Genomic DNA, 24,081 nt, shown 5'->3' with positions numbered 1-24,081 from the left:
CCCACGATCTTGATCGAGCCGAGAATGAGCTCGGCTCGTGAATCACGATCGCAAATCCCGATGAAAGCCTGATCCCGATCAGGCTTTTAGACCTCCGGAGACAACCGGATGGCCGGAATAAATCGAAACAGGAAGACATTCGTCTATGGCCACTACGGCAAATCCGACCCGCGACGATTTCGCGGCTATGCTCAATCAGACCCTCGGCGGCGAGAATGAAGGCTTCGAAGGCCGCGTCGTCAAGGGCACCGTCACCGCGATCGAAAACGACATGGCCGTCATCGACGTCGGCCTGAAGTCGGAAGGCCGCGTGGCGCTGCGCGAATTCGCGCCCGCGCCCGGCCAGAAGGCCGACCTCAAGGTCGGTGACGAGGTCGAGGTCTATGTCGACCGCGTCGAGAACGTCCATGGCGAAGCGATGCTGAGCCGCGACCGTGCCCGCCGCGAAGCCGCCTGGGACAAGCTCGAAGCCGAATTCTCGCAGTCCAGCCGCGTCGAGGGCGTGATCTTCGGCCGCGTCAAGGGCGGCTTCACCGTCGACCTGAACGGCGCCGTCGCCTTCCTGCCGGGCTCGCAGGTCGACATCCGTCCGGTTCGCGACGTCACCCCGCTGATGGACATCCCGCAGCCGTTCCAGATCCTGAAGATGGATCGCCGCCGCGGCAACATCGTCGTGTCGCGCCGCGCCGTCCTCGAAGAGACTCGCGCCGAGCAGCGTTCGGGCCTGATCCAGTCGCTCCATGAGGGCCAGGTGATCGAGGGTGTCGTCAAGAACATCACCGATTACGGCGCCTTCGTCGACCTGGGCGGCATCGACGGCCTGCTGCACGTCACCGACCTCAGCTACAAGCGCGTCGGCCACCCGAACGAGATGATCAACATCGGCGATGTCGTGAAGGTGCAGATCATCCGCATCAACAAGGACACGCAGCGCATCTCGCTCGGCATGAAGCAGCTCGAGAGCGATCCGTGGGAGGGTGCGGCCGCCAAGTACCCGATCGGTGGCAAGTTCACCGGCCGCGTCACCAACATCACCGAATATGGCGCCTTCGTCGAGCTCGAGCCGGGCATCGAGGGCCTGGTCCACGTCTCGGAGATGAGCTGGACCAAGAAGAACGTCCATCCGGGCAAGATCGTCTCGACCAGCCAGGAAGTCGAAGTCGTCATCCTCGAGGTCGACGCCGACAAGCGCCGCATCTCGCTGGGCCTCAAGCAGGCGATCACCAACCCGTGGGAGGCCTTCGCCGAAGCGCACCCGGTCGGATCGGTGGTCGAGGGCGAGGTCAAGAACGCGACCGAGTTCGGCCTGTTCGTGGGTCTCGACAACGATGTCGACGGCATGGTCCACATGTCGGACATCGCCTGGGGCGTGACCGGCGAGGAAGCCCTGTCGCTCCACCACAAGGGCGAGACCGTCAAGGCGATCGTGCTCGACATCGACTCCGAGAAGGAGCGCATCTCGCTCGGCATCAAGCAGCTCGAGCGTGGCGGCGTCGGCGCGGCGACCGCGGACGGCTCGAAGCTCAACAAGAACGCGATCGTCACCGTCACGGTCCTCGCGATCACCGACGGCGGTCTCGAGGTGCAGGCCGGTGACGACGGCGCCGCCGGCTTCATCAAGCGCAGCGACCTCGGCCGCGACCGCGACGAGCAGCGTCCGGAGCGCTTCCAGGTTGGCCAGAAGTTCGACGCGATGGTGACCGGCTTCGATCGCTCGAAGAAGCCGACCTTCTCGGTCAAGGCGATGCAGATCGCCGAAGAGAAGCAGGCTGTCGCGCAGTACGGTTCGTCGGACTCGGGTGCTTCGCTCGGCGACATCCTCGGCGAAGCCCTCAAGGCCCGCCAGAACAGCTAAGCCTGTTCCACCGGAAAGGATCGGGGCGCGGAAGACATGCTTCCGCGCCCCTTTTCTTTTGCCCGCGACAGGCTTGACCTCGGCCCCCCGTCGCCTCCAGTCAGGCGGGATGACCGCAACGATCCGCATCGCCCGGCCCGAGGACGCCGCCGCGCTGGCCGCGCTCAAGCTCCGCACCTTCCGCGAGACCTTCCTGGAGGAGGGCTTCGCCATTCCCTATCCCCCCGCCGACCGCGAGGTCTTCGAAACGGCCTCCTATTCGGCGCTGGCAGTGGCGGCGGAACTGGCCGATCCAGCCAGGCGGACCTGGGTGGCCGATAGCGGCGACCGGCTGCTCGGCTATGCGCAGGTCGGTCCGTGCAAGCTGCCGCACCCCGAAGCCGGCGAGGAGCAGGGCGAGCTTTACCAGCTCTATGTGCTGCGCGAGGCGCAGGGGATGAAGCTCGGCAAGGCGCTGCTCGACGCCGCGCTCGGCCATCTCGCGGAGGCGCGACCGGGGCCCGTATGGCTCGGCGTCTGGTCGGGCAACGACAAGGCGCAGGCCGTCTATGCCGCGCGCGGCTTCGAGAAGGTCGGCGACTACCGCTTCAAGGTCGGCAGCTGGTACGACGAGGAGTATATCCTGCGGAAGGATCGCTGACGCTTGGCCGCCATGCCGGCGGAGGCCGGCATGACGGATTACTGGAGGCCTACTCCGCCGCCTGCGCCGCGCCTTCCAGATAGCGGTTCAGGTCGATGATCTTCGATGCCTCGACCAGGCGGGCGATCGATCCTTCGACCAGCATCTCGATCCCTTCGTCGCTGGCGAAGCCGCCATAGACGAGGCAGCGGGCCTGGAGCACGCGCGAGAAGGCATCCCAGATGCGCGGATCGGGAGGGGTCGGGTTGCTCCAGAAGGCGTCGAGCGGGCCTTCGAAAGTGATGCCGGGGATGTTGTAGACCGCCTGGCCCAACGCGATCACGGGGATGCCGCAGGCCAGCGCCAGCGTGCCGGTGGTGCTGTTGACGGTGACGACGCCCAGCGAATTCTCCACGATGTCGTCGATCTTGCCGCCCTTGGCGAAGATCACCCGGTCCTCGACATTGAGCCGCCGTGCCTCGCGCCGGATGAAGCGGCGCCAGCTGAACAGGCTGCTGTCGAGCGGATGTTCCTTGACCAGCAGATAGGTGTCGTCGGGCGCCGAGCGGGCGAAGCTCTCGATCACGTAGGAGGCACCGGCCTGCATCGTGCCGAACAGCGAATGGACGCGGATTTGGTGGTCCGAGGACAGCTGCAGCGGCAGCGCGAAATAACGCTTGCCCTCGAGCTTCGCGAGCGCAGTCTCGGCCTGCTCCTCATGGACGCTGCGCAAGGCGAACTGCTTGAGCCAGCCGAGCGCCTCGGCCGGGGCGGAGCGGTCGCGGTGCGACTTGTAGTGCGGGAAGCGCCAGCGGCCCATCGAGGTCCGCGCATAATAGCTCGTCGCCTCCTGCGCGCGTCGGCGGAAGCGCGACGGTACGGTCGGCAGCTTGGCGAGCGGCGGCAGGGTGCGCGCCGCGTCGAGATACCATTTGGGATCGCGCGGCAGCGAGCTGTGGCCGTTGACGCCGTCGAGCTCCAGCGTCGCCCAGTCGGGGCGGATATAGCCTTCCTCGAAGACATGGACCCGGACACCGCGCAGCCGCGCCATGCCGCGGGCGGCGTTGTGGAGCGGACGGCAGTCGCCGAACAGGATCACGTCGGTGATCGCATGCTGGACCAGATAATCGTCGACGAAGCTCGGCCAGCGTTCGGCGGTGCCGCGATAGTCGATCGCGGGCCCGGTCCAGGAGGCGACGTCGCCGGCGTTGAGGTTGATGCGGTGGACCGCATGGCCGAGCGCGCGCAGCGCCGCGCCGAGCCGGTCGAAGAAGGGGCCGGGCGGGCCCTGCAGGAACAGGAAGCGCTGCTTGGCGACGTCGTGCAGCTTCATGCCCGGCCTCCCGCGGCGGCCAGGCCACGCCGCAGCCGGCCCTGCAGCCGCCGCAGCCGGGTCAGGATGGTTTCCTGGGGAACGGGTTGGGCCGCCAGCCGCTCGACCAGTATTTCGGGAGGGCAGGGGAGCTTGGTAACCGGATCGAGATAGCGCGGGTACAGGATCAATGTTGCCGCCACAAGCTGCGCTTTCGTTATGTTGCGGCCCCGTCGGCGTTCAATGGGCGGAGCCATGTCCCGCGTCAATCCCCAACCTGCATAGAAGGGTTGCCCATGCGTAACAACCTCGCAGCCGCGGATCAGCGCCTCGAACCCCGATAGGGAGGTGAGCACGTGGATCGCGTCGACGCTGTCGAGCAGCGACGCCATCGGCACGTCGCGCAGCACCAGGTCGACATGGGCGAGCGCCTCCGCGTCGGGGACGGCGCCGCGCCGGTGGCCGGCGTCGACATCGGGATGCGGCTTGAAGATCAGGAAGGCGTCGGGCTCGGCGGCGCGGGCGCGCCGGATCAGGTCGAGATTGCCTTCGACCCCCGCCGCGCCGAGGCGGACGGACAGGTCATCCTCGACCTGGCCGGTCACGAGCACCAGCCGGCGGCCCTTGACCGGCCGCTCATAGGGGCGACCGCCGCTGGCATATTTGCTGATCCCCTTTTCGACCAGGTCGCGCATCAGCCGCTCGGCGCGGGCGATCAGCACGGGATTGTCGATCGGAGTGGCGATCAGCCGCTCCAGCTCGGAAGGACGGCTTGGGTCGAGGTGGAGCCCCTCGCGGTCGAGGATGATCGAATGGGGCGGATGGCAATCGCTGCCGAGGCCGGTCGAGCGCAGGAAGCCGTCCTCGACCGGGTGAAGGGGGATGCCGTGGGCGGCGGCCTCGGCGTCGAGTCCGCGCGGCGCCTTGGACGGCCACACCGCGATCATGCCGGCGGCGGTGCGGGCGGCGCGGACGGCGTCGTCGGCCGAGCGGGCGAAATGCAGCGGCTCGCCCGGCCACAGCATCGCCTCCACCTCGCGCCGCTTCCATCCGGCGATGCCGGCGGCGACGGCGATGCCGCGGTTATGGTCGATCGTCTGGCGCCAGAAGGCGAGCTGCTCCACCGCCGCTTCGATCGATACTGGCCGGCCCGAATAGGGATCGCGATATTCGACGGCGTCGATCAGCCAGCTCGTGATCGCGCGTTCGAGCGGATCGGGAGCGCCGTCGCGGGCGATGTCGGCGAAGCGGCCGTCGCTCAGCCAGTCGATCTCCGCCCCTGCCATCCAGGCGAGCAGCCCGATCTCGTCGTCACCCCGTGCGGCGACCGGCGATCCGGTGGCGATCCTCGCCCAGCTATTGCCGGCGCCGGGGCTCCAGAAGTCGCCTCCGATCCGTTCCGCGACGATCCGTTCGACCAGCTGCCGGGCGCGCTCGATCTCCGCCGTCGACAGCTCGCTGCGCGGCGCCGCGGGCGGCACGGCGCGGCTCACCGCTGCGGTGTCGGACGGCGTGCCCGGAAAGGGAGGGGACCGAAGGACCGGCGCGAGGAGTTTCATCTCATCGTTCAGCGCGCAAGTTTGTTCATCGCGGGAAAATACGCCCCCGTCACATTCGATCAACCGCCTGAACGACGCCGGACCCCTGATCCGGGGCGGTTCGTCCTGATTCGGGGAAGGTCCCGGCCGAAGCGACCGTTAGAAAGGCACGTCGTCGTCGAGATCGCCGGCATCGAACGGGTCGGACTTGCGCGCGCCGCCGCCGCTGCTCCCGCCCCGGCTACCGCCGCCGAAATTGCCGCCGCCGCTACCGCCGCCGAAGCCGGCACCGCTGCCATAGCCGTCGTCGTCGCCCCAGGCGCCGCCCGAGCCCATGCCGCTGCCCGTCGCGCCGCCGCCACCGCCGAAATTGCCGCCGCCGCCTTCGGGGCGGTCGAGCAGCACCATCACGGCGTTGAAGCCCTGGAGCACGACCTCGGTCGAATAGCGCTCCTGGCCCTGCTGGTCGGTCCATTTGCGGGTCTGGAGCTGGCCTTCGAGATAGACCTTGCTGCCCTTGCGCAAATAGCGCTCGGCGACATTGGCGAGCGCTTCGTTGAAGATCGCGACCGAATGCCACTCCGTCTTGTCGCGGCGCTCGCCGGTGTTGCGATCCTTCCACTGCTCCGAGGTGGCGACGCGCAGGTTCACCACCTTGCCGCCGTTCTGGAAGCTCCGCGACTCGGGGTCGCGACCCAGATTGCCGACCAGGATGACCTTGTTCACGCTGCCTGCCACGGCATTCTCCTTAAGGGTTCGATCGACAGCCGGAACCGCCCCCGGGACGGCTTCCAACGACTGTCGGCAAGACATGTCGGGTAGCGCGGGCAAGGGGGGCGTGCAAGGCCCCCGACGATCGTCGCCTCAAAGCCCGAGGGCGACGGCCGTCCAATAGGTGGCGCCCGCCGCGACATAGGCGAGGGTGAAGAGATAGGCGAGCATGAAGCCCGTCCATTTCCACCCATTGGTCTCCCGCCGGACCACGGCGATCGTCGATATGCACTGCGGCGCGAATACGAACCAGGCGAGGAAGGCGAGCGCGGTCGGCAGCGACCAGCGACCGCGCAGCCGCTCGACCAGCGACTTCTCCTGCACGGTCTCGTCGGCGGCGTCGACCGCATAGACGGTGGCGAGCGCCGACACCGCGACCTCGCGCGCCGCCATCGCCGGGATCAGCGCCAGCGCCATGTCGCGGTTGAAGCCGATCGGGCGGAACACCGGTTCGAGCCCGTTCGCGATCCGGCCGGCGACCGAATAGTCGATCGACGGCAGATCATAGTCGGCGGGCGGCTTGGGGAAGGAGACGAGCAGCCACAGCACCACCGTGGTGAAGGCGATGATCGTGCCGGCCCGTTTGAGGAAGATCAGCGCGCGCTGCCACAGCCCCAGGGCGATGTCGCGCAGGATCGGCATCTGGTAGCGCGGCATCTCCATCATGAAACCCGGCGGCGGCCCCTTGGTGACTGTCCGGCGCAGGACGTAGGCAGCGAGCATCGCACCCGCGATCCCGGCGATGTAGAGCCCGAACAGGACCAGGCCCTGGAGGCCGATTCCCGGCCCCACGTCGCGTGCCGGGATGAACGCGCCGATGATCACCGCATAGACCGGCAGCCGTGCCGAGCAGGTCATCAGCGGCGCGATCAGGATCGTCGTCAGCCGGTCCTTGGGATCGTCGATCGTGCGGGTCGCCATGATGCCGGGGATGGCGCAGGCGAAGGAGGAGAGCAGCGGAATGAAGGCACGCCCCGACAGCCCGACCCGCGCCATCAGATGGTCCATGATGAAGGCCGCCCGAACCATGTAGCCCGACGCCTCGAGCAGCAGGATGAACAGGAACAGGATCAGGATCTGCGGCAGGAAGACGATCACCGCGCCGACACCGGCGATCAGCCCCTCGACGATCAGCGACCTCAGGAAGCCGTCGGGCATCGCCGCCGTCACCGCGTCCTGGAGGTCGATGAAGGCGCCGTCGATCATGTCGACCGGCGCGGCGGACCAGGCGAACACCGCCTGGAACATCACGAACAATATGGTGGCGAGCAGGATCGGGCCGAGTATCGGATGCAGGGCGACCGCGTCGGCGCGATGCGTCCAGCGGCGCTTGAAATTCTCCTCGGTGGTCGCGGTGACGGCGATCGCGCGGGCGCGCCGCTGCAGTTCGACGATGTCCTCGTGCAGCGCCGGATGGTCGGCATCGACGCGGACCGCGCCGCCGCTGGCCGACAACATGCCGATCGCGGTCTTGAGCTCCTCGATCCCCCGACGACGCACCGCAACGGTCGGGATGACCGGCACACCCAGCTCGGCCGACAGCTTGGCGGCATCGATCGTCAGGCCGTCGCGCTCGGCCATGTCGACCATGTTGAGCGCCACGACGGTCGGCAGGCCCAGCGCAATGAGCTGCAGCGCGAAGCGCAGATGGTTGTCGAGGTTGGTCGCGTCGATCACGACCAGCAGCGCCGACGGCAGCCGCTCGCCCTCCTGCTTGCCGAGCAGCACATCGTGGGTCACCGCCTCGTCGGGACTCGACGGCTGCAGGCTGTAGGTACCCGGCAGATCGAGCAGCTCGACGGGCCGCCCGTCCGCCAGGCTCATCCGCCCCGATTTGCGCTCGACGGTGACGCCGGGATAGTTGCCGACCTTCTGGCGGGCGCCGGTCAGGGCATTGAACAGGGCGCTCTTGCCGGCATTGGGATTGCCGGCCAGCGCGACCAATGGTGTGGGGTTCATCGGCTCTGGCAGCTCATTTGCTTTTGAGAGGGCCGACAGCGATCGCGGCGGCCTGGGCGCTGCGCAGCGCCACCGTCATGCGGCCGATCCGGCAGGCGATCGGGTCGACGCCGAACGGCCCCTTGTGCAGCTTCTCGACCGGTACGCCTTCGTCGACGCCCAGTTCGCGCAGCCGGCGGGCGTCGCGCTCGCTGAGCCGGTCCCAGTCGATCCCGACGATCGCGCCGCCGCTTCTCAGCGGCAGCTTGTCGAGGGTGGTCGGTGCGGCATCATCGGTCATGCTGCAAGTGATTATCAATAACTGCTGGCGAAAGCCAGCGCTAAGGTGCGCGCCGTCTATCCCTCGATGCGGTAGCGCAGCCGGCCGAGAAAGCGGGCCGGGCTGAAATGCCGATCAGGATCGGGCTTCAGCCGCGCCTTGAGCTTCTCGATCTTCATGACGTCGTCGATTCGCCGGTCGAGAAAGGCGCGGGTGTCGGCGAAACCTTCGCTGTCGTCATCCATCCACGCCGTCATCGTCGCCACATAGAGCGCGGTCAGCGTGGCGCGCTTGCTGTACCAGGCGGCATCGACGCTGGCGTCGCCGATCGCGCGCCACATGCCGTCCGCTGCGCGCCAGGCGAGCTTGCCCGCGCGCGCGACATGCATGGGACGGGCGAGGATGGCGAGCGCGCGGCGCAGCGCGTCGGGATGGCGGGTGGCCTCGTCGAGGCGGGCAAGCAGCGCGGCCCGGATGCGATCGCGGATCTTCATCGACGGCAGGTCGAGTGCGGCGAGCTTCGCCGCCATCGCCCGGTCGATGCTCTCGAACCAGGCGTCGATCATGTCGACCGCACCCTTCGGGAAGCACAGCGCGGCGCGATCGGCGGGAACGTCGAGTTCGGCCGCGGCGCCGGCGATCGCCACCCCGCCCCAGCCGTCGAACGCGGCATGGGCGGGTAGCGCGTCGGCCAGTGCCATCCGCAGCTCGTCCAGGGTCATGTCGGTCGGTGCGATCATGGAGCGGGTTCTACGACCGGGCGGCGCGCCTGACCAGCCCCGCCCGCGCGGACCAGCACCAGCGCGGCGCAGATGGCGAGGCCGCCGGCGATGTCGAGCGCGCCCAGCCGCTCGCCATATTGGAGGCTGCCGATCAGGGCCGCGATGAACGGCTGGGTCAGCAGGCCGAGACCGATGATCAGCGGCGACAGGTGGCCGATCGCGTAGATCATGCAGCCCTGACCGATCACCTGGCTGCCGATCGCGAGCAGCAGCAGCGGGGTCCAGTCATGGGGCAGCACGCGCCCGCCGTCGGCCAGCGCGAACAGCAGCAGCGGCACCATGCCGGCGAGCGTCGATATCAGCAGCACCGGCATCGGCTGGAGCAGCCCGCGCGCCCGCGTCATCGCGATCAGATAGCCGGTGTAGAGCACCCCCGCCGAGATGCAGAGCAGGTCGCCGGTCAGGTAGCGCGTGTCGAGCTGGTAGGAGCGGCCGAGCAGCAGGATCGTGCCGAGCGCGGCGAGCACCAGCGCCGCCGACTGGAAGCGGTCGGGCAGGGTGCGGGTGGTGACCAGCACATAGGCGGCGAGCAGGAAGCTGGCGAGGTTGCCGAACAGGGTCGCATTGGCGAGCTTGGTGTGGAGGATGCCGATGTGCCAGGTGCCGAGATCGGCGGCGAAGCACAGCCCGCCGACCGCAATCACGCCCAACATGGCGGGCGACAGGCGCGGGATCGGCTGGCGGGCGAGCCGGGTCAGCAGGAACAGGAAGGGCGCCGCGAGCGCGAGCCGCCAGAAGGCCGAGGACAGCGAGGAGACGTCGGCAAGCCGGACCAGCCACGGCCCGAAGGCGAGCGCGACATTGCCGACCACCATCGCCGCATAAGCGCGGATCGCGACAGCCCGGCTTTCGTGGGGGCGAGCAAATCTTGTCTGATCGGGCGGATGCATCGCCCGCCGGCTCGTCCTACCTTTTGCTCCATCACGCAAGTGCGAAAGGTTCCGGCATGCCGACTTTGTTCGATCCCATCCGCCTCGGCGCCATCGAGGCGCGCAACCGCATCATCATGGCCCCGCTCACCCGCGCGCGGGCGACGCGCGCGGCGGTGCCGGTGCCGATCATGGCCGAATATTATGCGCAGCGCGCCTCGGCCGGCCTGATCATCAGCGAGGCGACCGGGATCAGCCGTGCCGGGCTCGGCTGGCCCCATGCGCCCGGCATCTGGAACGAGGAGCAGGTTGCCGCCTGGCGGCCGGTGACCGAGGCGGTCCACGCCGCGGGCGGACGGATCGTCAGCCAGCTCTGGCACATGGGCCGCGTCGTCCATCCGTCGGTCAGCGGGCAGCAGCCGGTCTCCGCCTCGGCGATCACCGCACCCGACCTCGCCATGACCTATGAGGGCGAGCAGCCCTATACCGAACCCCGGCCGCTCCGCATCGACGAGGTGCCGGCGCTGCTCGCCGACTATGCGCAGGCCGCCCGCAACGCGATCGCGGCTGGATTCGACGGGGTGCAGATTCACGCGGCGAACGGCTATCTGATCGACCAGTTCCTGCGTGATTCGTCGAACCATCGCACCGACATCTATGGCGGGTCGATCGAGAACCGGACCCGCCTGCTGGGCGAGGTGACGCGCGCCGTGGTCGATGCGGTCGGCGCCGAACGGACCGGCGTGCGGCTGTCGCCCAACGGCGCGATCCAGGGCGTCGACGACAGCGATCCCGAACCGCTGTTCACCGCGGCGGCGGCGCTGCTGTCCGACATCGGCATCGCCTTCCTCGAAATCCGCGAACCGCGCGGGCTCGACCATCCCCCGGTCGGGCCGGCGATGCGGCGCGCCTTCGACGGGCCGTTCATCGTCAACGCCGGATACGACGCTGCGGGCGCGCAGGCCGCGCTCGACAGTGGGGCGGCCGATGCGGTCAGCTTCGGCAAGCCGTTCATCGCCAATCCGGACCTGCCGCAGCGCTTCAGCAAGGGCCTGCCGATCCTGCGGGCCGACGTGGCGACCTTCTACGCGCAGGGCCCGGAGGGCTATATCGACTATCCCAGCGCGGCGTAGGACAGCCCTGAGACGTCATCCCGGCTTTCGCCGGGATGACGGTTGCGGCCTCAGCCCGCGAATTTCTCGCGCAGCTCCATCATCCGCAGCGCGGCCTTGGCCGCCTCGCCGCCCTTGTCCTTCTCGGTGCGGCGGGCGCGGGTGAGGGCCTGGGCCTCGTTCTCGACCGTCAGGATGCCGTTGCCGATCGCGAGGCTGTCCATCGACAGCGCCATCAGCCCGCGTGCGCTCTCGTTCGAGACCACCTCGAAATGATAGGTCTCGCCACGGATCACCACGCCCAGCGCGACGAAGCCGTCATAGCGGCCGCTTTCCGCCGCCATCGCGATCGCGCCCGGCACTTCGAGCGCGCCGGGGACGGTGATCGTCTCATGCTTGTGGCCCGCCTCCTCGATCGCGGTGCGCGCGCCGTCGAGCAGCAGGTCGTTGAGATGGTCGTAGAAGCGCGCCTCTACGATGAGCAGCTTGGCCATGGTCTCGCTTTCTATTCCGCCGGAAGGATCGGACGCTCGCCTACGATCGACAGGCCATAGCCGTCCAGCGCGATCAGCGTGTGGTGCGAATTGGTCAGCAGGATCATGTCGTGGACGCCCAGCTCGGTCAGGATCTGCGCGCCGACACCATAGTCGCGCAGCTCGTCCATCACTGACTTGTCGCCGGTGTTGCGCGCCTCGACCGCACGGCTCATCCAGCCGCCGACCCGCCGGTTGAGGATGACGATCACGCCGGCGCCTTCCTCCGCGATGATCTCCATCGATCGCTGGATCAGCTTCGAGCGCGGGCCTTCCTCGCCATAGATGTCGGTAAAGGGCGACAGCAGATGCATGCGGACCAGGGTCGGGGTTTCGGGGTCGATATGGCCCTTCACCAGCGCGGTCTGCTCGGTGCCGGTCGCCTTGTTGAAGAAGGTGATCATCTTCCACTCGCCGCCCCAGCGGCTGTCGAAGCGCGCCTCGGCGCGGCGCTCGACGAGATGGTCGTGCTTGCGGCGATAGGCGATCAGATCGCGGATTGTGCCGATCTTCAGCTTGTGGGTGCGCGCGAACTCGACCAGCGAATCCATCCGCGCCATCGTCCCGTCGTCGTTCATGATCTCGCAGATCACGCCCGACGGGTTGAGCCCGGCGAGCCGCGCGACGTCAACCGCCGCCTCGGTATGGCCGGCGCGGACCAGCACGCCGCCGGGCTTGGCGACCAGCGGAAAGACATGGCCGGGCGTGACGATGTGCTCGGCGCCCTTGGCGGCGTCGATCGCCACCGCGACGGTGCGGGCGCGGTCGGCCGCGGAGATGCCGGTGGTCACGCCGTCCTTCGCCTCGATCGAAACGGTGAAGGCGGTTTCGTGCCGGGTGCCGTTGTTGCGGCTCATCAGCGGCAGGCCGAGCTGGTCGACCCGCTCCTGGGTCATCGACAGGCAGATCAGGCCGCGGCCGTAGCGGGCCATGAAGTTGATCGCATCGGGGGTCGCCATCTGCGCCGGGATGATCAGGTCGCCCTCATTCTCCCGGTCCTCGTCGTCGACCAGGATGAACATCCGGCCGTTGCGCGCCTCGTCGATGATCTCCTCGATCGGCGACAGGCCCGAATAGGACAGGTAGCTTTCGAGCTTCTTGAGCGTCTCCGCCGTCGGGTTCCAATCGGGGTCGTCGAGCGACCGCAGCGAATTGGGATGGAGGCCTGCGGCGCGGGCGATGCCAGAGCGGGAGACGCCGCGTTCGGCGACGGCTGTGCGGATGCGTTCGATCAGTTCGGTGCTCATGCGGCGTGAATATCACACCGCAATATGGCCTACAATCGAAGAATCACATTATAATGTGATTTACCGCTTCGCCAGCGACCGGAGCTGCTCCATTCGCCCGAGATAGCGGGCGAGGACGTCGATCTCGAGATTGACGCCGTCATGGACGGCCATCGTCCCCAGCGTCGTCACGGCGGCGGTGTGCGGGATGATGTTGAGCCCGAAGACGGTGCTGCCGTCGGGCTGGTCGGTGACGCTGTTGACGGTCAGCGAGATGCCGTCGACCGCGATCGAGCCCTTGGCCGCCAGATAGGGCGCGAGCTCGGCGGGTGCGCGGATCTCCAGCCGGGTCGAGTCGCCCTCGGCGGCGATCGACACGATCGTGCCGACGCCGTCGACATGGCCGGTGACGATATGCCCGCCCAGTTCGTCGCCGACCTTGAGCGAGCGTTCGAGGTTGAGCTTGCGGCCTGTCTCCCACCGGCCCGGCGCTGTGCGCGAGACGCTTTCGTGGCTGATGTCGACCGCGAACCAGTCGGGGCCCAGCTCGACGACGGTCATGCAGGCGCCCGAGCAGGCGATCGAGGCGCCGATGTCGATGGTGCCGGTGTCGTAGCCGCAGGCGATCCGCACATGCAGGTCGCCGCGCATCTCGGTCGCGCTGATCGTGCCGACGTCGGTGATGATGCCTGTGAACATGTCAGATGCGCTCGTAGATGGAGAGGCGGTCGATGCCAAGCGTCCGCGTGTCGGCGAGCCGCCAGCGATCGTGCGCGGCGGCGAGGTCAGCGAGTCCGATGTCGCCGATCGCGGAGCGGCCGGCGCCGACGACGATCGGTGCGGTGTAGAGCAGCAGCCGGTCGACCAGGTCGGCGGCCAGGAAGGCGGCGGCGGTGCCCGCCCCGCCCTCGACGAACAGATGGTCGACCCCGTCGAGACCGGCGATGGCGGTCGGGTCGCGCAGCGCCGTCCAGCCCTCGGGCGCCGCGCCATGGCCCAGCACCGCGCGGCGCGGGCTGCGTCCCTCGAGGCCGGGCAGGCGCACGTCCAGCGTCGGCGAATCGGCCTCCAGCGTGCCGCGCCCGACCAGGATCATCTCGTGTCGGGCGCGTTCGAGATGGGCGTGGGCGCGGGCAGCGGGGCCGGTGATCCAGCGGCTCGACCCGTCGGGCAGCGCGATCCGCCCGTCGAGCGAGGTGGCGAGCTTGAGCGTGACGTGCGGCCGTCCCTTCGACCGACGCGTCAGGAAGCCGGCCATCGACGCGCGCGCCGCGGCGGCCTCGACGCCGGTGGCGACGGCGATCCCCGCCGCCTCGATCCGGGCGATGCCGCGCCCATCGGTGCGCGGATCGGGATCGCGCAACGCGATCGCCACGCGCGCCGGCTTCGCCGCGACGATCAGGTCGGCGCAGGCGGGGCCGCGCGCCGAGACATGGGCGCAGGGTTCGAGCGTGACGTAGAGCGTCGCCCCGGCGACGTCGCCGGCGGCCTCGATCGCGATCGCCTCGGCATGGGGGCGGCCGCCCGCGCCGGTCCAGCCGCGCCCGATCACCCGCCCATCGCGGACGATGACGCAGCCGACATTGGGATTGGGCGCGGTCCGTCCGCGGCCGCGCCCCGCAAGGGCCACGGCCGACAGCATCCAGCGATGATCGTCAGCGCTTGGGCTGCTCATAATCAATGCCGAGATTGTCGGCGAGCCGCTGGTAGCCCTTGCGCTTCTCGGCGAGCTGGGCGTCGCGGATCTTCTGGTCGGCGATGTTCTGCTTGATGATCTCGGCGTCGGTGCGGCTGGCGGGCCAGCTCTGCGCATAGATGATCTGCGCCTTGGGCGGGTCCATCTTCGAATCGACGTAGAAGCCGGTGACGATGATCGCCGGCATCAGGATCGAGGCCAGCGCGATCAGCAGCTTGTGCCGTTCCTGCTGGCGCAGCAGCGCCTTTAAGTCGGCCCAGACGGCTGAGGGTTTCGAGGGGCGGGGGAAGACGGCCATGGCCGCTAGATAGTGGCCGAAGGCCCGCCGCGCCAGCCCGGGGCGCGACGGGCCGGGGCAATCAGTCCTTGAGGGTGAAGCGCACCGTCATCGTCCGCCAGCTTTCGGTGGCGATGCCGTCCTTCGTCGCCGGACGGAATTTCCAGTGGCGCAGCGCCTGCCGCTTCGTCGCGTCGAAGAAGCCGGGATGGGTGGCGCTGACCAGCTCGACCGCCTTCACCCGTCCATCGATGCCGATCAGTATCCGGACGGTGGCGCTCCCCTCCAGCTCGGCGCGGACCAGTTCGGATGGATAGTCCGGCTGGAAGCGCGCCATCGCCGCGGGATCGATCGTCGCCGGCAGCATCGCCGGTTCCGACGCTGGCGGGATCTGCGGCAGCACCGGCGGCAGCGGCCGGGGTGGCAGCGGCGTCAGATCGATCGGCCGCACCGGATCGCCGGCCTGGACGATCGGATCGACTCTGGTCGGCTGCGTCCGCTCGGGCTGGGCGGCCGGCGGGGGCGGCGGCTCAGCGGGTGGCGGCGCCGCCTCCCGGATGCTTTCGACGATGGTGGGAAGATAGACGATGCGTTGGATCGCCTCGGGTGGCGCCAGGGCGAGCGCGGCGAGGACCGCCGCATGGCCGGCTATGACGAGCGTCAGGCCGATCTTGTTGGTCGTTTTGCCTTGTTCGAGAAAACCTCCATGGGTCATGAACGCCTCCTACTCCAGTGCGTCCGCGCTGACGGCGGATCGCGGAGGCAATGATACATCATTACGACGCGCTTGGCGCGGAAATCCTGCCGGTGCCGCAACGATGGCGGCATTGGCGCGGTTTCCCATGGCAAATTGGTGAATTTTCCCACCTGTTGGCATGATCGTTGCGCTCTGCGCGCGATGCATTGGGGAAAATGCCCGCATTCCGGCCTTTTGGCGATTTGGCACGGCTCCTGCAAACGTCCTGGCATCGGCCGTAAGGGTGGCCGTGACGAAGGGAGCAAGACGATGATCGACACCAACCTCAGCCTCGGCGAAGCCCGGCGCTTCCTGCTCGCGGTCGGCGGCGGTCTTCTGTTCAGCCTCGCCTGCCTCGCGACCGCGCTCGGCCCGGCCAACGCCAACTGCTTCTGCACGGCGGCCTCGGTCTCGCTGGACCGGCCCGCCCTGCTCTGACCTCCCCTCCCATCCGCAAAGGGAAATTGCCATGTCCGTCCGCAGCAACAGCTTCCGCCTCAACAAGAGCGAGGGCAAGATCATGGGCGTATGCGCCGGTCTTGCCGACTATAGCGGCATCGACCTGATGCTGGTCCGCGTCCTTGCCGTCCTGCTCACGCTCTGCGGCGTCGGTTCGACGATCATCCTCTACCTGCTGGTCGGCCTGATCGCCCCGTCGAACCGGTACTGAGCCTCCCTTCTCAAACGTCATCCCGGCGGAAGCCGGGATCTCGGGAGAGAGGAGAAGAGGTCGAGGCAGGAGCCTTCCGAGATCCCGGCCTCCGCCGGGATGACGGACTTTAACTGGCCGCCGCCCGCAGCCTCTCCACCGCCCGCTCCCTGCCGATCAGCGGCAGCAGCGCGTTCATGTCGGGGCCGTGCTCGCGGCCGGTCAGCGCCAGGCGCAGCGGCAGGAACAGCGCCTTGCCCTTGCGGCCGGTCGCGGCACCGAGCGTGGCGGTCAGCGCCTTCCACGCGCCATCGTTCCAGTCGATCGCCGTCGCCTGCTCGGCGGCCTGTGCCACATAGGCGCGGTCCTCGGGTGCGATCTCGGCCGATACCGGGCCTTCGACCACCGTCCACCAGCCGGCGGCTTCGTCGATGCGGTTGAGGTTCGGACGGATCGCCTCCCAGCCCGCTTCGTCGATGCCTGCGGGCAGGCGGCCGGCTACCGCCGCATAGGGCAGCATGTGGATGATCCGCGCGTTGAGCGCCTTGAGCTCGTCGAGATCGAAGCGCGCCGGCGCGCGGCCGAAGCGGGCGAAGTCGAAGCCGTCGAACAGCGCCGCCGGATCGGCGACCGGCTCGACCGGCAGGCTGGTGCCGATGCGGGCGAGCAGCGCGATCAGCGCGACCGGCTCGATTCCCTCGTCGCGGAAGGCGTCGCAGCCGAGCGAGCCCAGCCGCTTCGACAGCTTGCCTTCGCTCCCGACCAGCAGCGCCTCATGTGCGAAGGCCGGTTCGGACGCGCCGAGCGCCGCGAACATCTGCAACTGCAGTCCCGTATTGGTGACGTGATCCTCGCCGCGCACGACATGGGTGACGCCCATCACGATGTCGTCGATCACGCTCGGCAGCATATAGAGCCAGCTTCCATCGGCGCGGCGGACGACCGGATCGGACAACAGCCTGGGATCGAGATGCTGGGGGCCGCGGATCAGGTCGGTCCAGGCGATCGGCGACTCATGGTCGAGCAGGAAGCGCCAGTGCGGGCGGCGCCCCTCGGCTTCGAGGGCCGCGCGCTCGGCGTCGGAGAGGGCGAGCGCGGCGCGGTCGTAGATCGGCGGCAGGCCGCGCCCGGCGAGGATCTTGCGCTTGAGCTCCAGTTCCTCGGCGCTTTCGTAGCAGGGATAGACCCGGCCCTGCGCCCGCAATTCCGCGAACCGCGACTCGTAGAGCGCGAAGCGGTCCGACTGCTTCGCCTCGGCGTCGGGATGCAGGCCGAGCCAGCCGAGATCGGCGCGGATCGCCGCGGCATTCTCCTCGGTCGACCGTTCGCGGTCGGTGTCGTCGAGCCGCAGCAGGAAGCGCCCGCCATGGGCTCGCGCCCACATCCAGTTGTGAAGCGCGGTGCGGATATTGCCGACGTGAAGGCGGCCCGTGGGGGACGGAGCGAAGCGGGTGACGACCATGGCGGCGGGCTTTAGGCCCATATCATCCTTTCAGCCACCCTCTTCCCCATCGGGCACCTTGCGACTAAGAGCCCCCGAGTCTCGGCCACCGCCCTCGGGGATCTGTCCATGAAACTTCTTGCCGGCAATTCGAACCAGCCGCTCGCCAAGGCGATCGCCGCCTATCTCGAACTGCCGCTGACCGATGCCAGCGTCCGGCGCTTCGCCGATGAGGAGGTGTTCGTCGAAATCCACGAGAACGTCCGCGGCGAGGACGTGTTCGTGATCCAGTCGACCGGCTATCCGGCCAACGACAATCTGATGGAGCTGCTGATCTGCATCGACGCGCTGAAGCGTTCGTCGGCGCGCCGGATCACGGCGGTCATCCCCTATTTCGGCTATGCCCGGCAGGACCGGAAGCCCGGCCCGCGCACCCCGATCTCCGCCAAGCTGGTCGCCAACCTGCTGGAGACGGCGGGCGCCAGCCGCGTCCTCTCTGTCGATCTCCACGCCGGCCAGATCCAGGGCTTCTTCGACATCCCGACCGACAATCTCTACGCCGCGCCGGTGATGTCGGCGGACATCCAGGCGCGCTTCGGCGGGCGCAACATCATGGTCGTGTCGCCCGACGTCGGCGGCGTCGTCCGCGCCCGGGCGCTGTCCAAGCGTCTCGACAACGCCCCGCTGGCGATCGTCGACAAGCGCCGCGAGCGCGCCGGCGAATCGGAAGTGATGAACATCATCGGCGACGTGTCGGGCCGCTTCTGCATCCTCGTCGACGACATCGTCGATTCGGCCGGCACGCTCTGCAACGCCGCCGCCGCGCTGCGCCAGGCGGGTGCGGAGGACGTCGTCGCCTATGTCACCCACGGCGTCCTGTCGGGCGGCGCGGTCGCCCGTGTCGAGGGCTCGGAGCTGCTCGAGCTGGTGATCACCGACTCGATCGGCGCCTCGCCAGCGGTCGCCGACGCCAAGAAGATCCGCCACCTGACCATCGCCCCGCTGCTCGGCGAGGCGGTCAAGCGCATCGCCGACGAAAGCTCGGTGTCGAGCCTGTTCGACTGATCCGATGCATGTCCTGCTGATCGGAGCCTATGGCTTCATCGGCAGTGATGTCGCACGTGGCCTGACCGCCCGCGGCCATCGGGTGAGCGGCGTGGGCCGAGACCTCGCCTATGGCCGTCGAATCCTGCCCGCCATCAATTGGCACTATGCCGACCTGGTGACGATGACCGATCCGGTGCGGTGGCAACCGCTGCTCGCCGGGGTCGATGCGATCGTCAACGCCAGCGGCTTGTTGCAGGACGAGGCTGGCCATGCCGTGCAACGGGTCCAGGCCGATGCCATCGTCGCACTGATCGCCGCGGCCGAGGCGACCGGAGTTACGCGTTTCGTTCAGATTTCGGCCGCCAATGCCGAAGCGTCGGCGACCAGCATCTTTCTGCGCAGCAAGGCAGAGGCCGATCGGACCCTTGCCAACTCCTCGCTCGCCCATGTCATCCTGCGGCCGGGTCTCGTTATCGGCCGCAACGCCTATGGCGGCACCGAACTGATCCGGATGGCTGCCGCGATGCCTTTGGTGACGCCGCTGCCATCCGCGACCGGATCGATCCAGTGTATCGGCATTGACGATCTGGTTGTGGCGGTCGTGCGAGCCGTAGAGGGTGATGTGGCGACGGGTAGCCATGACCTGGTCGAGGCGCGTCGGCGCACGCTGGGGAACATCGTCGCGCTGCATCGGGCCTGGCTGGGTTTCGATCCGGCGCGGCGGACGATCCGGATGGGTGGCATGGTGATGGCGCTGATCGTCGGCGGCGCCGACTTGCTCAGCCGGCTGGGCTGGCGATCACCGCTTCGCCATAACGCCGTCGCCGCGCTCGCGGCCGGGATTTCCGGCGATACCGATGAAGCCGCGGTATTGCTCGGCCGGCCGGTGCGACCGCTCGAATCGGTGCTGGCCGTCTTGCCTGCCGGCAAGCAGGATCGAGTCGCGGCACGCCTCGCCCTGTTGATGCCGGTGATGCTCGCCTCGCTCTTCCTGCTCTGGATGGGAACGGCGATCGCCACCTCCCTCCGTTTGGACGAAGCGGCCGGACTGCTCCGCATGGGAGGGTTGGACGATCGACTGGCGCGGTTGCTCGGCGGGGGAGGGGCGATCGTCGATGGTTTGCTCGCGCTGCTGATGCTGCATCGGCGGACGGTGCGCTTCGCCCTTCTCGGAACGGTCGCCGTGACCGTCGTCTATCTGCTCGGCGCGACGATCGTCCGGCCCGATCTCTGGTTCGATCCACTCGCGCCGCTGCTCAAGGTGATTCCGGCGGCCATGTTGTCGTTGACCGCCTATGTCCTGCTGGCCAGGCGATGACCGTCACGCTCGAACTGCTGCTGCGTTGGGCGCATGTGATCGGCGCGACGGTGCTGCTCGGAACCGGCGCGGGCATCGCCTTCTTCATGCTGATGGCCCATCGCACCCGCGATGCGGCGCTGATCGCACATGTCGCCTCGACGGTCGTGATCGCCGATTTCCTGTTCACGGCGACCGCCGTCCTCGTCCAGCCCGTCACCGGCGTCTGGTTGGCGCATCTGGTTGGCTGGTCGCTCGGCAGCCCGTGGATCCTTGCCTCCGTTGGACTCTACATCCTGATCGGCTGCTTCTGGCTGCCGGTGGTCTGGATGCAGATGCGGATGCGCGATCTGGCTCGCGTGGCGGCGTCGGAAGGAACTCCGCTACCGCCGGCCTATTTCCGCCTCTACCGCTTGTGGTTTCTCAGTGGCTTTCCGGCTTTCTTCGCGATGCTCGGGATCATCTGGCTGATGTTGGCCCGGCCGACCTGACCCTTGACCTTACACCGCCCAGGGGTCGTAGCTGCCGAAGTTCCAGACATTGCCCTCCGGGTCGCGCGCGTCATAGCTGCGGCCGGGATAGCCGGGGTTGTCGTGGGGCTCGGTGACGATCTCGGCGCCGGCTGCCTTGGCGCGGGCGTGGTGGGCGTCGGGGTCGGCGACATAGGCGCTGACGCACATGGTGATGCCGTCCGCTTCCCGCGCGGTCTTCCAGCGGTAGCGCTCGGCCACCTCGCTGGGCCGGGCGGAGCCCAGCATCACCATGCCGCCGTCGAGGATGAGCTGGGCATGGTGGATGATCGAGGGATCGTCCGGGTCGGCATAGACGGCGTGGCGCGCGAAGCCGAAGGCGTCGCACAGGAAGGCGATGGCGGCGGGGGCGTCGTCATAGCGCAGGCAGGGTATCAGGCGCGATTTGGTCATGGCTATTCCTCCTCGGCAGGCTTGCACTTTGCACCGGACGCGGGGATGACGCCAGCATGACCAACGACGACATCATATTGGCCAATCGCCTGGCCGAGGCGGCGGGCGAGGCGATCCGGCCCTTCTTCCGCGCGCGCTTCGACCTGGAGACCAAGGCCGACGCCTCGCCGGTCACCGAGGCCGATCGCGCGGCCGAGGCGGCGATGCGCGCGATCATCGAGGTGGAACGGCCCACCGACGGGATCATCGGCGAGGAATATGGCCGCGAACGGGAGGATGCCGACCGCGTCTGGGTGCTCGATCCGATCGACGGCACCCGCGCCTTCATCGCCGGGCGGCCGCTGTTCGGCACGCTGATCGCGCTGGTCGAGGACCGGCAGCCGGTGCTCGGCGTGATCGACCAGCCGATCGCGCGCGACCGCTGGGTCGGGGCCTCGGGGCAGCTCACCATGTTCAACGGCGTGCCGGTGCGGAGCCGCGCCTGCGCGCGGCTGGCTGACGCGCATCTCGGCAGCACCTCGCCCGCCCTGTTCGCGGCGTCGGATTACGACCGCTTCGCGCGGGTGAGCGCCGCCGCCGGCGACGTGCTGTGGGGCGGCGATTGCCACAATTACGGGCTGACCGCCTCGGGCCATCTCGACGCGGTGATCGAGTCGGGGCTCAAGCTCTACGACTTCGCCGCGCTGATCCCGGTGATCGAGGGCGCGGGCGGGCGGATGACCGACTGGCAGGGCCGCCCGCTCGACGCGAACAGCGCGGGCGACGTGATCGCCGCGGGCGACGACCGGCTGATCGAGCAGATCGTCGCGCTGCTGAACTAGGGCATCGAGCGTTTTAGCTCCGCTCCATCAGAGTCTGACGCAAAAGTCCCCGCTCACCCTGAGGAAGCATTGAGCCTGGTCGAAATGCTGTCTCGAAGGGGCGTTCGAGGCTGGAGATATCCTTCGATATGGGCCTTCGCCAGGCTCAGTCCCTCCTCAGGATGAGCGGTAAGGCGCTTTCCGGTCAGACGCTCAGGATGTGCGGTCAGGCCCGCCGTTCCCAAACCTACATCCCCAGCTTGTCGGGCTGCTTGCGGTCGCCGGCCTGGCGGCGGTTCTCGCGGGCCGATCCGACATCCTTGCGCGGCTTGCCTTTCGTCGTCCGCATCGCGCTGGCCTGCGCGCCCGCCAGCACCGGGCCGCAGGCGGCCGCCTTGGCGTCGCCGACGTCGACGAAGGCGAGCACCGCGGCGAGCGGGCTCGCCACCGCGCCGAGCGCGAGCCCCGCGCCGCCGCGCGCCAGCAGCTGCGGGCTGATGATGTTGATGCCGGGCTGCGCGAAATAGCCCTTGATGCCCACCGGCGACTGACCGGAGAACAGGCTGAACTTCTTGGAATCGGCGCGGAAGCGCATGTCGAGCGACTCGTCCTTGAAGCTGAAGCCGCCTTTTGCCGTCATCACGTTCTTGTCGGTATCGATCAGGATCGGGTCGGCCGCCGCGACGCCGTCGCGCACGGTGAAGCCGAGCAGGCCGCAATTGATCTGCACCGGCTTCTTGAGCTTGTCCTGCAGCAGCTTCTGCAGGAACACGCCGATGTCGAACTCGGAGAGCTGGATATATTGCGTCCAGAAGGTGCCGCGCGGCAGGATGATCGCGATCCGGCCGTTCGACGTGGCGAGCGAGTCGCGCAGCGTATCGCCGGTTCCCTTCATTCGGATGCGCGCCTTGATCGTGCCGGTGGTTCCCGCCTGATGGACCCCGAAGCCGGCGAACAGCTTGGCCATCGGCGTCGGCGACAGGCGGATGTCATAGTCGGTGACCACCGCCGGCACCCGCGCGTCGATCGTGATGTCGGAGGCGAGGTGGCCGCCGGCGATCTCGAAGCTGAACGGCGACAGCTTCATCAGGCTCCTGTTCAGGTCGAAGGTCAGGTCGACATTGCTGATCGGGAATTTCGGGTTCCGGAAATCCTTCACCTTATAGAGGATATGTGCATCGAAATTGCGGATCGATTCGATCCGCAGCGGCGCGTCGGGCAGGATGCGCGGGGTGCCGCCGGTCTGCGCGACCGCCGCCTGCGCGCCCTTCGCCGCCAGCGCCTCGGGTTCGTAGCCGATGAACGGCCCGACATCGATGATGTCCACCCGGTTCGAATCGAGCACCGCGTCCAGGAAAAGCCGATCGTTGGGCAGGCTGATCGTCATGCGGCCGTGAAGGTCGCTCGCGCCGTAGCGGCCGTTGATCCGGGTGAAGCGCCACTCGCCGCCGGCCTTGGTCAGCTTGGAGGTGAACCAATAGGCCCGCGTATCGGGCGCGGCGACGCCGAGGAAGTCGAACAGCAGGCGGATATTGGGACCGCGTACCTTGAGGTTGAGATCCGATCCTTCGATCTGCGTCGCCGCCGGCAGCACGCCGTCGAGGTCGAGCCGGGTCGCGCCAGACCGCGCGTTCATCGTGAACTGGGTCCTTCCGAATGCCACCGTCGAGTTGGGCGAGAGCAGGGCCCCTTCCATGGTGAAGGGCTTGCCGCGCAACGTGCCGGTACCGGTGAAGGGCACCTTGCCGGCGATGCGGGTATCGCCCGCCGCGATATCGCCGACCTTGACGTCAGTGCGCAGCTGCAGCGCCGGATCGATGTAACGGACCTCGCTGTCGGTCACCCGGGCGCGGGCGATCGTCGGCCAGCGGAAGGGCTCGCCCTTCTTGTTCGGATCGCCGAAGGTCCAGCTGTTCCGTTTCTGCGCGTCCCATTCGGCGTCGACCCGGCCGCCGTCGAGCACCAGCCACTCGGCCTTGCGTTCCCCCAAGACCAGCGGGATCGTCTTGATCCGCGCGGCGATGTGGCGCGCTTCGAAGAAATTGGGGCGGGTGGTCCATTTCGGGTTGGAGATGGTGAGGCCGTCGGCCAGGAAGCGCGCGTCGATGATGTCGAAATAGAACTGGAAGTCGCCCGCCACCTTCACCTGCCGTTCGGTCATTCGGCTGGCGACCGATTCGAAGGTCGGTTTCAGGAAGCGGCCCTTGGTGACGTAGAGGACGAACCAGGCCAGCACGACCAGGCCGATGACCGTCGCCACCACCGCGAAGCCCGCCGCCAGCGTCCAGTTGGCGGGATCGCGCCGCCGCGGAGCCGGTTTCGGCGCGCTGTCCGAAGCCCCCTCGGGGACCTCGATCGGGGGATGGGGTTCGACTACCAT

Annotated in this window: 25 protein-coding genes; 9 read left to right on the top strand and 16 right to left on the bottom strand. The window is 68.2% G+C overall.

The window, feature by feature from the left end; translation table 11 throughout:
- Positions 1 to 145: 145 nt before the first annotated feature.
- Positions 146 to 1,855 carry a 30S ribosomal protein S1 gene (gene rpsA, locus B5X82_RS18990; protein WP_079649745.1) on the top strand — a complete coding sequence of 570 codons (1,710 nt, stop codon included), beginning with the start codon at positions 146 to 148 and terminating at the stop codon, positions 1,853 to 1,855.
- Positions 1,856 to 1,964: 109 nt separating this feature from the next.
- Positions 1,965 to 2,495 (top strand): GNAT family N-acetyltransferase, encoded by a 531-nt coding sequence (locus B5X82_RS18985; RefSeq protein ID WP_176152622.1) that lies wholly within the window; start codon positions 1,965 to 1,967, stop codon positions 2,493 to 2,495.
- Between the two features lie 49 nt (positions 2,496 to 2,544).
- Here B5X82_RS18985 and B5X82_RS18980 read toward each other — a convergent pair whose 3' ends face one another.
- The 7 genes from B5X82_RS18980 to B5X82_RS18950 all read right to left on the bottom strand — a co-directional run bounded on the left by B5X82_RS18980 (position 2,545) and on the right by B5X82_RS18950 (position 9,985).
- Positions 2,545 to 3,807, bottom strand: a complete 1,263-nt coding sequence (locus B5X82_RS18980) for a capsule biosynthesis protein (RefSeq protein WP_079649744.1) — start codon at positions 3,805 to 3,807, stop codon at positions 2,545 to 2,547.
- Positions 3,804 to 5,345, bottom strand: a complete 1,542-nt coding sequence (locus tag B5X82_RS18975) for a capsular polysaccharide export protein, LipB/KpsS family (RefSeq protein WP_079649743.1) — start codon at positions 5,343 to 5,345, stop codon at positions 3,804 to 3,806. The genes B5X82_RS18980 and B5X82_RS18975 overlap by 4 nt, the downstream gene beginning before the upstream one ends.
- A gap of 138 nt (positions 5,346 to 5,483) precedes the next feature.
- Entirely contained in the window at positions 5,484 to 6,062 is a 579-nt protein-coding gene (gene ssb, locus B5X82_RS18970) for a single-stranded DNA-binding protein (protein WP_079649742.1), read from the bottom strand.
- A gap of 126 nt (positions 6,063 to 6,188) precedes the next feature.
- Positions 6,189 to 8,054, bottom strand: a complete 1,866-nt coding sequence (gene feoB / locus B5X82_RS18965; RefSeq protein WP_079649741.1) for a ferrous iron transporter B — start codon at positions 8,052 to 8,054, stop codon at positions 6,189 to 6,191.
- A gap of 13 nt (positions 8,055 to 8,067) precedes the next feature.
- The gene (locus B5X82_RS18960; protein ID WP_079649740.1) at positions 8,068 to 8,334 is read right to left on the bottom strand and encodes a FeoA family protein; all 267 of its coding nucleotides are present in this window, start codon (positions 8,332 to 8,334) and stop codon (positions 8,068 to 8,070) included.
- Between the two features lie 56 nt (positions 8,335 to 8,390).
- Positions 8,391 to 9,053, bottom strand: coding sequence for a COQ9 family protein (locus B5X82_RS18955; protein WP_079649739.1), 663 nt, complete (start codon positions 9,051 to 9,053; stop codon positions 8,391 to 8,393).
- Complete coding sequence (locus B5X82_RS18950) at positions 9,050 to 9,985, bottom strand: DMT family transporter (protein ID WP_079649738.1); 936 nt, start codon at positions 9,983 to 9,985, stop codon at positions 9,050 to 9,052. Before B5X82_RS18950 ends, B5X82_RS18955 begins: the two co-directional genes overlap by 4 nt.
- A gap of 56 nt (positions 9,986 to 10,041) precedes the next feature.
- Here B5X82_RS18950 and B5X82_RS18945 point away from each other — a divergent pair, with 56 nt between their 5' ends.
- Entirely contained in the window at positions 10,042 to 11,097 is a 1,056-nt protein-coding gene (locus B5X82_RS18945) for an alkene reductase (RefSeq protein WP_079649737.1), read from the top strand.
- A 50-nt stretch (positions 11,098 to 11,147) separates the two neighbouring features.
- Here the strand turns inward: B5X82_RS18945 and ribH are convergent, their stop codons facing one another.
- The 6 genes from ribH to B5X82_RS18915 all read right to left on the bottom strand — a co-directional run bounded on the left by ribH (position 11,148) and on the right by B5X82_RS18915 (position 15,523).
- The gene (gene ribH, locus B5X82_RS18940; protein ID WP_079649736.1) at positions 11,148 to 11,570 is read right to left on the bottom strand and encodes a 6,7-dimethyl-8-ribityllumazine synthase; all 423 of its coding nucleotides are present in this window, start codon (positions 11,568 to 11,570) and stop codon (positions 11,148 to 11,150) included.
- 11 nt (positions 11,571 to 11,581) lie between these two features.
- A complete protein-coding gene (ribB, locus tag B5X82_RS18935; protein WP_079649735.1) occupies positions 11,582 to 12,856 on the bottom strand; it encodes a 3,4-dihydroxy-2-butanone-4-phosphate synthase in 1,275 nt (424 codons plus the stop codon).
- Positions 12,857 to 12,916: 60 nt separating this feature from the next.
- A complete protein-coding gene (locus B5X82_RS18930; RefSeq protein ID WP_079649734.1) occupies positions 12,917 to 13,534 on the bottom strand; it encodes a riboflavin synthase in 618 nt (205 codons plus the stop codon).
- Position 13,535: 1 nt separating this feature from the next.
- Positions 13,536 to 14,477, bottom strand: coding sequence for a bifunctional diaminohydroxyphosphoribosylaminopyrimidine deaminase/5-amino-6-(5-phosphoribosylamino)uracil reductase RibD (gene ribD, locus B5X82_RS18925; protein WP_079649733.1), 942 nt, complete (start codon positions 14,475 to 14,477; stop codon positions 13,536 to 13,538).
- A gap of 13 nt (positions 14,478 to 14,490) precedes the next feature.
- The gene (locus B5X82_RS18920; protein WP_079649732.1) at positions 14,491 to 14,829 is read right to left on the bottom strand and encodes a hypothetical protein; all 339 of its coding nucleotides are present in this window, start codon (positions 14,827 to 14,829) and stop codon (positions 14,491 to 14,493) included.
- Between the two features lie 61 nt (positions 14,830 to 14,890).
- A complete protein-coding gene (locus B5X82_RS18915; protein WP_079649731.1) occupies positions 14,891 to 15,523 on the bottom strand; it encodes an energy transducer TonB in 633 nt (210 codons plus the stop codon).
- Between the two features lie 291 nt (positions 15,524 to 15,814).
- On the opposite strand from B5X82_RS18915, the gene B5X82_RS26820 reads away from it, so the two are divergent.
- Positions 15,815 to 15,982 (top strand): hypothetical protein, encoded by a 168-nt coding sequence (locus tag B5X82_RS26820; protein WP_176152621.1) that lies wholly within the window; start codon positions 15,815 to 15,817, stop codon positions 15,980 to 15,982.
- A gap of 31 nt (positions 15,983 to 16,013) precedes the next feature.
- Positions 16,014 to 16,214 carry a PspC domain-containing protein gene (locus B5X82_RS18910; RefSeq protein WP_012048655.1) on the top strand — a complete coding sequence of 67 codons (201 nt, stop codon included), beginning with the start codon at positions 16,014 to 16,016 and terminating at the stop codon, positions 16,212 to 16,214.
- Between the two features lie 109 nt (positions 16,215 to 16,323).
- Here B5X82_RS18910 and gltX read toward each other — a convergent pair whose 3' ends face one another.
- Complete coding sequence (gene gltX, locus B5X82_RS18905; protein ID WP_079649730.1) at positions 16,324 to 17,655, bottom strand: glutamate--tRNA ligase; 1,332 nt, start codon at positions 17,653 to 17,655, stop codon at positions 16,324 to 16,326.
- Between the two features lie 108 nt (positions 17,656 to 17,763).
- Here gltX and B5X82_RS18900 point away from each other — a divergent pair, with 108 nt between their 5' ends.
- Genes B5X82_RS18900 through B5X82_RS18890 form a run of 3 tightly spaced genes read left to right on the top strand, consistent with a single transcriptional unit; the run spans position 17,764 to position 20,469 of the window.
- A complete protein-coding gene (locus B5X82_RS18900) occupies positions 17,764 to 18,699 on the top strand; it encodes a ribose-phosphate pyrophosphokinase (protein WP_047169929.1) in 936 nt (311 codons plus the stop codon).
- Between the two features lie 4 nt (positions 18,700 to 18,703).
- A complete protein-coding gene (locus B5X82_RS18895) occupies positions 18,704 to 19,999 on the top strand; it encodes an SDR family oxidoreductase (protein WP_079649729.1) in 1,296 nt (431 codons plus the stop codon).
- Positions 19,996 to 20,469, top strand: coding sequence for a DUF2269 family protein (locus B5X82_RS18890; protein ID WP_079649728.1), 474 nt, complete (start codon positions 19,996 to 19,998; stop codon positions 20,467 to 20,469). The genes B5X82_RS18895 and B5X82_RS18890 overlap by 4 nt, the downstream gene beginning before the upstream one ends.
- 9 nt (positions 20,470 to 20,478) lie before the next feature.
- Here the strand turns inward: B5X82_RS18890 and B5X82_RS18885 are convergent, their stop codons facing one another.
- A complete protein-coding gene (locus B5X82_RS18885) occupies positions 20,479 to 20,901 on the bottom strand; it encodes a VOC family protein (protein WP_079649727.1) in 423 nt (140 codons plus the stop codon).
- A 56-nt stretch (positions 20,902 to 20,957) separates the two neighbouring features.
- On the opposite strand from B5X82_RS18885, the gene hisN reads away from it, so the two are divergent.
- Positions 20,958 to 21,722, top strand: a complete 765-nt coding sequence (gene hisN / locus B5X82_RS18880; RefSeq protein ID WP_079649726.1) for a histidinol-phosphatase — start codon at positions 20,958 to 20,960, stop codon at positions 21,720 to 21,722.
- A gap of 226 nt (positions 21,723 to 21,948) precedes the next feature.
- Here hisN and B5X82_RS18875 read toward each other — a convergent pair whose 3' ends face one another.
- The gene (locus B5X82_RS18875) at positions 21,949 to 24,081 is read right to left on the bottom strand and encodes an AsmA family protein (protein WP_079649725.1); all 2,133 of its coding nucleotides are present in this window, start codon (positions 24,079 to 24,081) and stop codon (positions 21,949 to 21,951) included.

Origin of the sequence: Rhizorhabdus histidinilytica (genome assembly GCF_900167915.1) — a bacterium.
In the GTDB taxonomy this organism is placed as follows: domain Bacteria; phylum Pseudomonadota; class Alphaproteobacteria; order Sphingomonadales; family Sphingomonadaceae; genus Rhizorhabdus; species Rhizorhabdus histidinilytica.
Note: the sequence above shows the minus strand (reverse complement) of the source record. Positions and strands in the feature narration are given on the sequence as shown.

What these genes read in the sequence shown, in the direction of transcription:
- rpsA (WP_079649745.1), top strand. Translation starts at nt 146, where the DNA reads ATGGCCACTACGGCAAATCCGACCCGCGACGATTTCGCGGCTATGCTC.
- B5X82_RS18985 (WP_176152622.1), top strand. Translation starts at nt 1,965, where the DNA reads ATGACCGCAACGATCCGCATCGCCCGGCCCGAGGACGCCGCCGCGCTG.
- B5X82_RS18980 (WP_079649744.1), bottom strand. Translation starts at nt 3,807, where the DNA reads ATGAAGCTGCACGACGTCGCCAAGCAGCGCTTCCTGTTCCTGCAGGGC.
- B5X82_RS18975 (WP_079649743.1), bottom strand. Translation starts at nt 5,345, where the DNA reads ATGAAACTCCTCGCGCCGGTCCTTCGGTCCCCTCCCTTTCCGGGCACG.
- feoB (WP_079649741.1), bottom strand. Translation starts at nt 8,054, where the DNA reads ATGAACCCCACACCATTGGTCGCGCTGGCCGGCAATCCCAATGCCGGC.
- B5X82_RS18960 (WP_079649740.1), bottom strand. Translation starts at nt 8,334, where the DNA reads ATGACCGATGATGCCGCACCGACCACCCTCGACAAGCTGCCGCTGAGA.
- B5X82_RS18955 (WP_079649739.1), bottom strand. Translation starts at nt 9,053, where the DNA reads ATGATCGCACCGACCGACATGACCCTGGACGAGCTGCGGATGGCACTG.
- B5X82_RS18950 (WP_079649738.1), bottom strand. Translation starts at nt 9,985, where the DNA reads ATGCATCCGCCCGATCAGACAAGATTTGCTCGCCCCCACGAAAGCCGG.
- B5X82_RS18945 (WP_079649737.1), top strand. Translation starts at nt 10,042, where the DNA reads ATGCCGACTTTGTTCGATCCCATCCGCCTCGGCGCCATCGAGGCGCGC.
- ribH (WP_079649736.1), bottom strand. Translation starts at nt 11,570, where the DNA reads ATGGCCAAGCTGCTCATCGTAGAGGCGCGCTTCTACGACCATCTCAAC.
- ribB (WP_079649735.1), bottom strand. Translation starts at nt 12,856, where the DNA reads ATGAGCACCGAACTGATCGAACGCATCCGCACAGCCGTCGCCGAACGC.
- B5X82_RS18930 (WP_079649734.1), bottom strand. Translation starts at nt 13,534, where the DNA reads ATGTTCACAGGCATCATCACCGACGTCGGCACGATCAGCGCGACCGAG.
- ribD (WP_079649733.1), bottom strand. Translation starts at nt 14,477, where the DNA reads ATGCTGTCGGCCGTGGCCCTTGCGGGGCGCGGCCGCGGACGGACCGCG.
- B5X82_RS18920 (WP_079649732.1), bottom strand. Translation starts at nt 14,829, where the DNA reads ATGGCCGTCTTCCCCCGCCCCTCGAAACCCTCAGCCGTCTGGGCCGAC.
- B5X82_RS18915 (WP_079649731.1), bottom strand. Translation starts at nt 15,523, where the DNA reads ATGACCCATGGAGGTTTTCTCGAACAAGGCAAAACGACCAACAAGATC.
- B5X82_RS26820 (WP_176152621.1), top strand. Translation starts at nt 15,815, where the DNA reads ATGATCGACACCAACCTCAGCCTCGGCGAAGCCCGGCGCTTCCTGCTC.
- B5X82_RS18910 (WP_012048655.1), top strand. Translation starts at nt 16,014, where the DNA reads ATGTCCGTCCGCAGCAACAGCTTCCGCCTCAACAAGAGCGAGGGCAAG.
- gltX (WP_079649730.1), bottom strand. Translation starts at nt 17,655, where the DNA reads ATGGTCGTCACCCGCTTCGCTCCGTCCCCCACGGGCCGCCTTCACGTC.
- B5X82_RS18900 (WP_047169929.1), top strand. Translation starts at nt 17,764, where the DNA reads ATGAAACTTCTTGCCGGCAATTCGAACCAGCCGCTCGCCAAGGCGATC.
- B5X82_RS18895 (WP_079649729.1), top strand. Translation starts at nt 18,704, where the DNA reads ATGCATGTCCTGCTGATCGGAGCCTATGGCTTCATCGGCAGTGATGTC.
- B5X82_RS18890 (WP_079649728.1), top strand. Translation starts at nt 19,996, where the DNA reads ATGACCGTCACGCTCGAACTGCTGCTGCGTTGGGCGCATGTGATCGGC.
- B5X82_RS18885 (WP_079649727.1), bottom strand. Translation starts at nt 20,901, where the DNA reads ATGACCAAATCGCGCCTGATACCCTGCCTGCGCTATGACGACGCCCCC.
- hisN (WP_079649726.1), top strand. Translation starts at nt 20,958, where the DNA reads ATGACCAACGACGACATCATATTGGCCAATCGCCTGGCCGAGGCGGCG.
- B5X82_RS18875 (WP_079649725.1), bottom strand. Translation starts at nt 24,081, where the DNA reads ATGGTAGTCGAACCCCATCCCCCGATCGAGGTCCCCGAGGGGGCTTCG.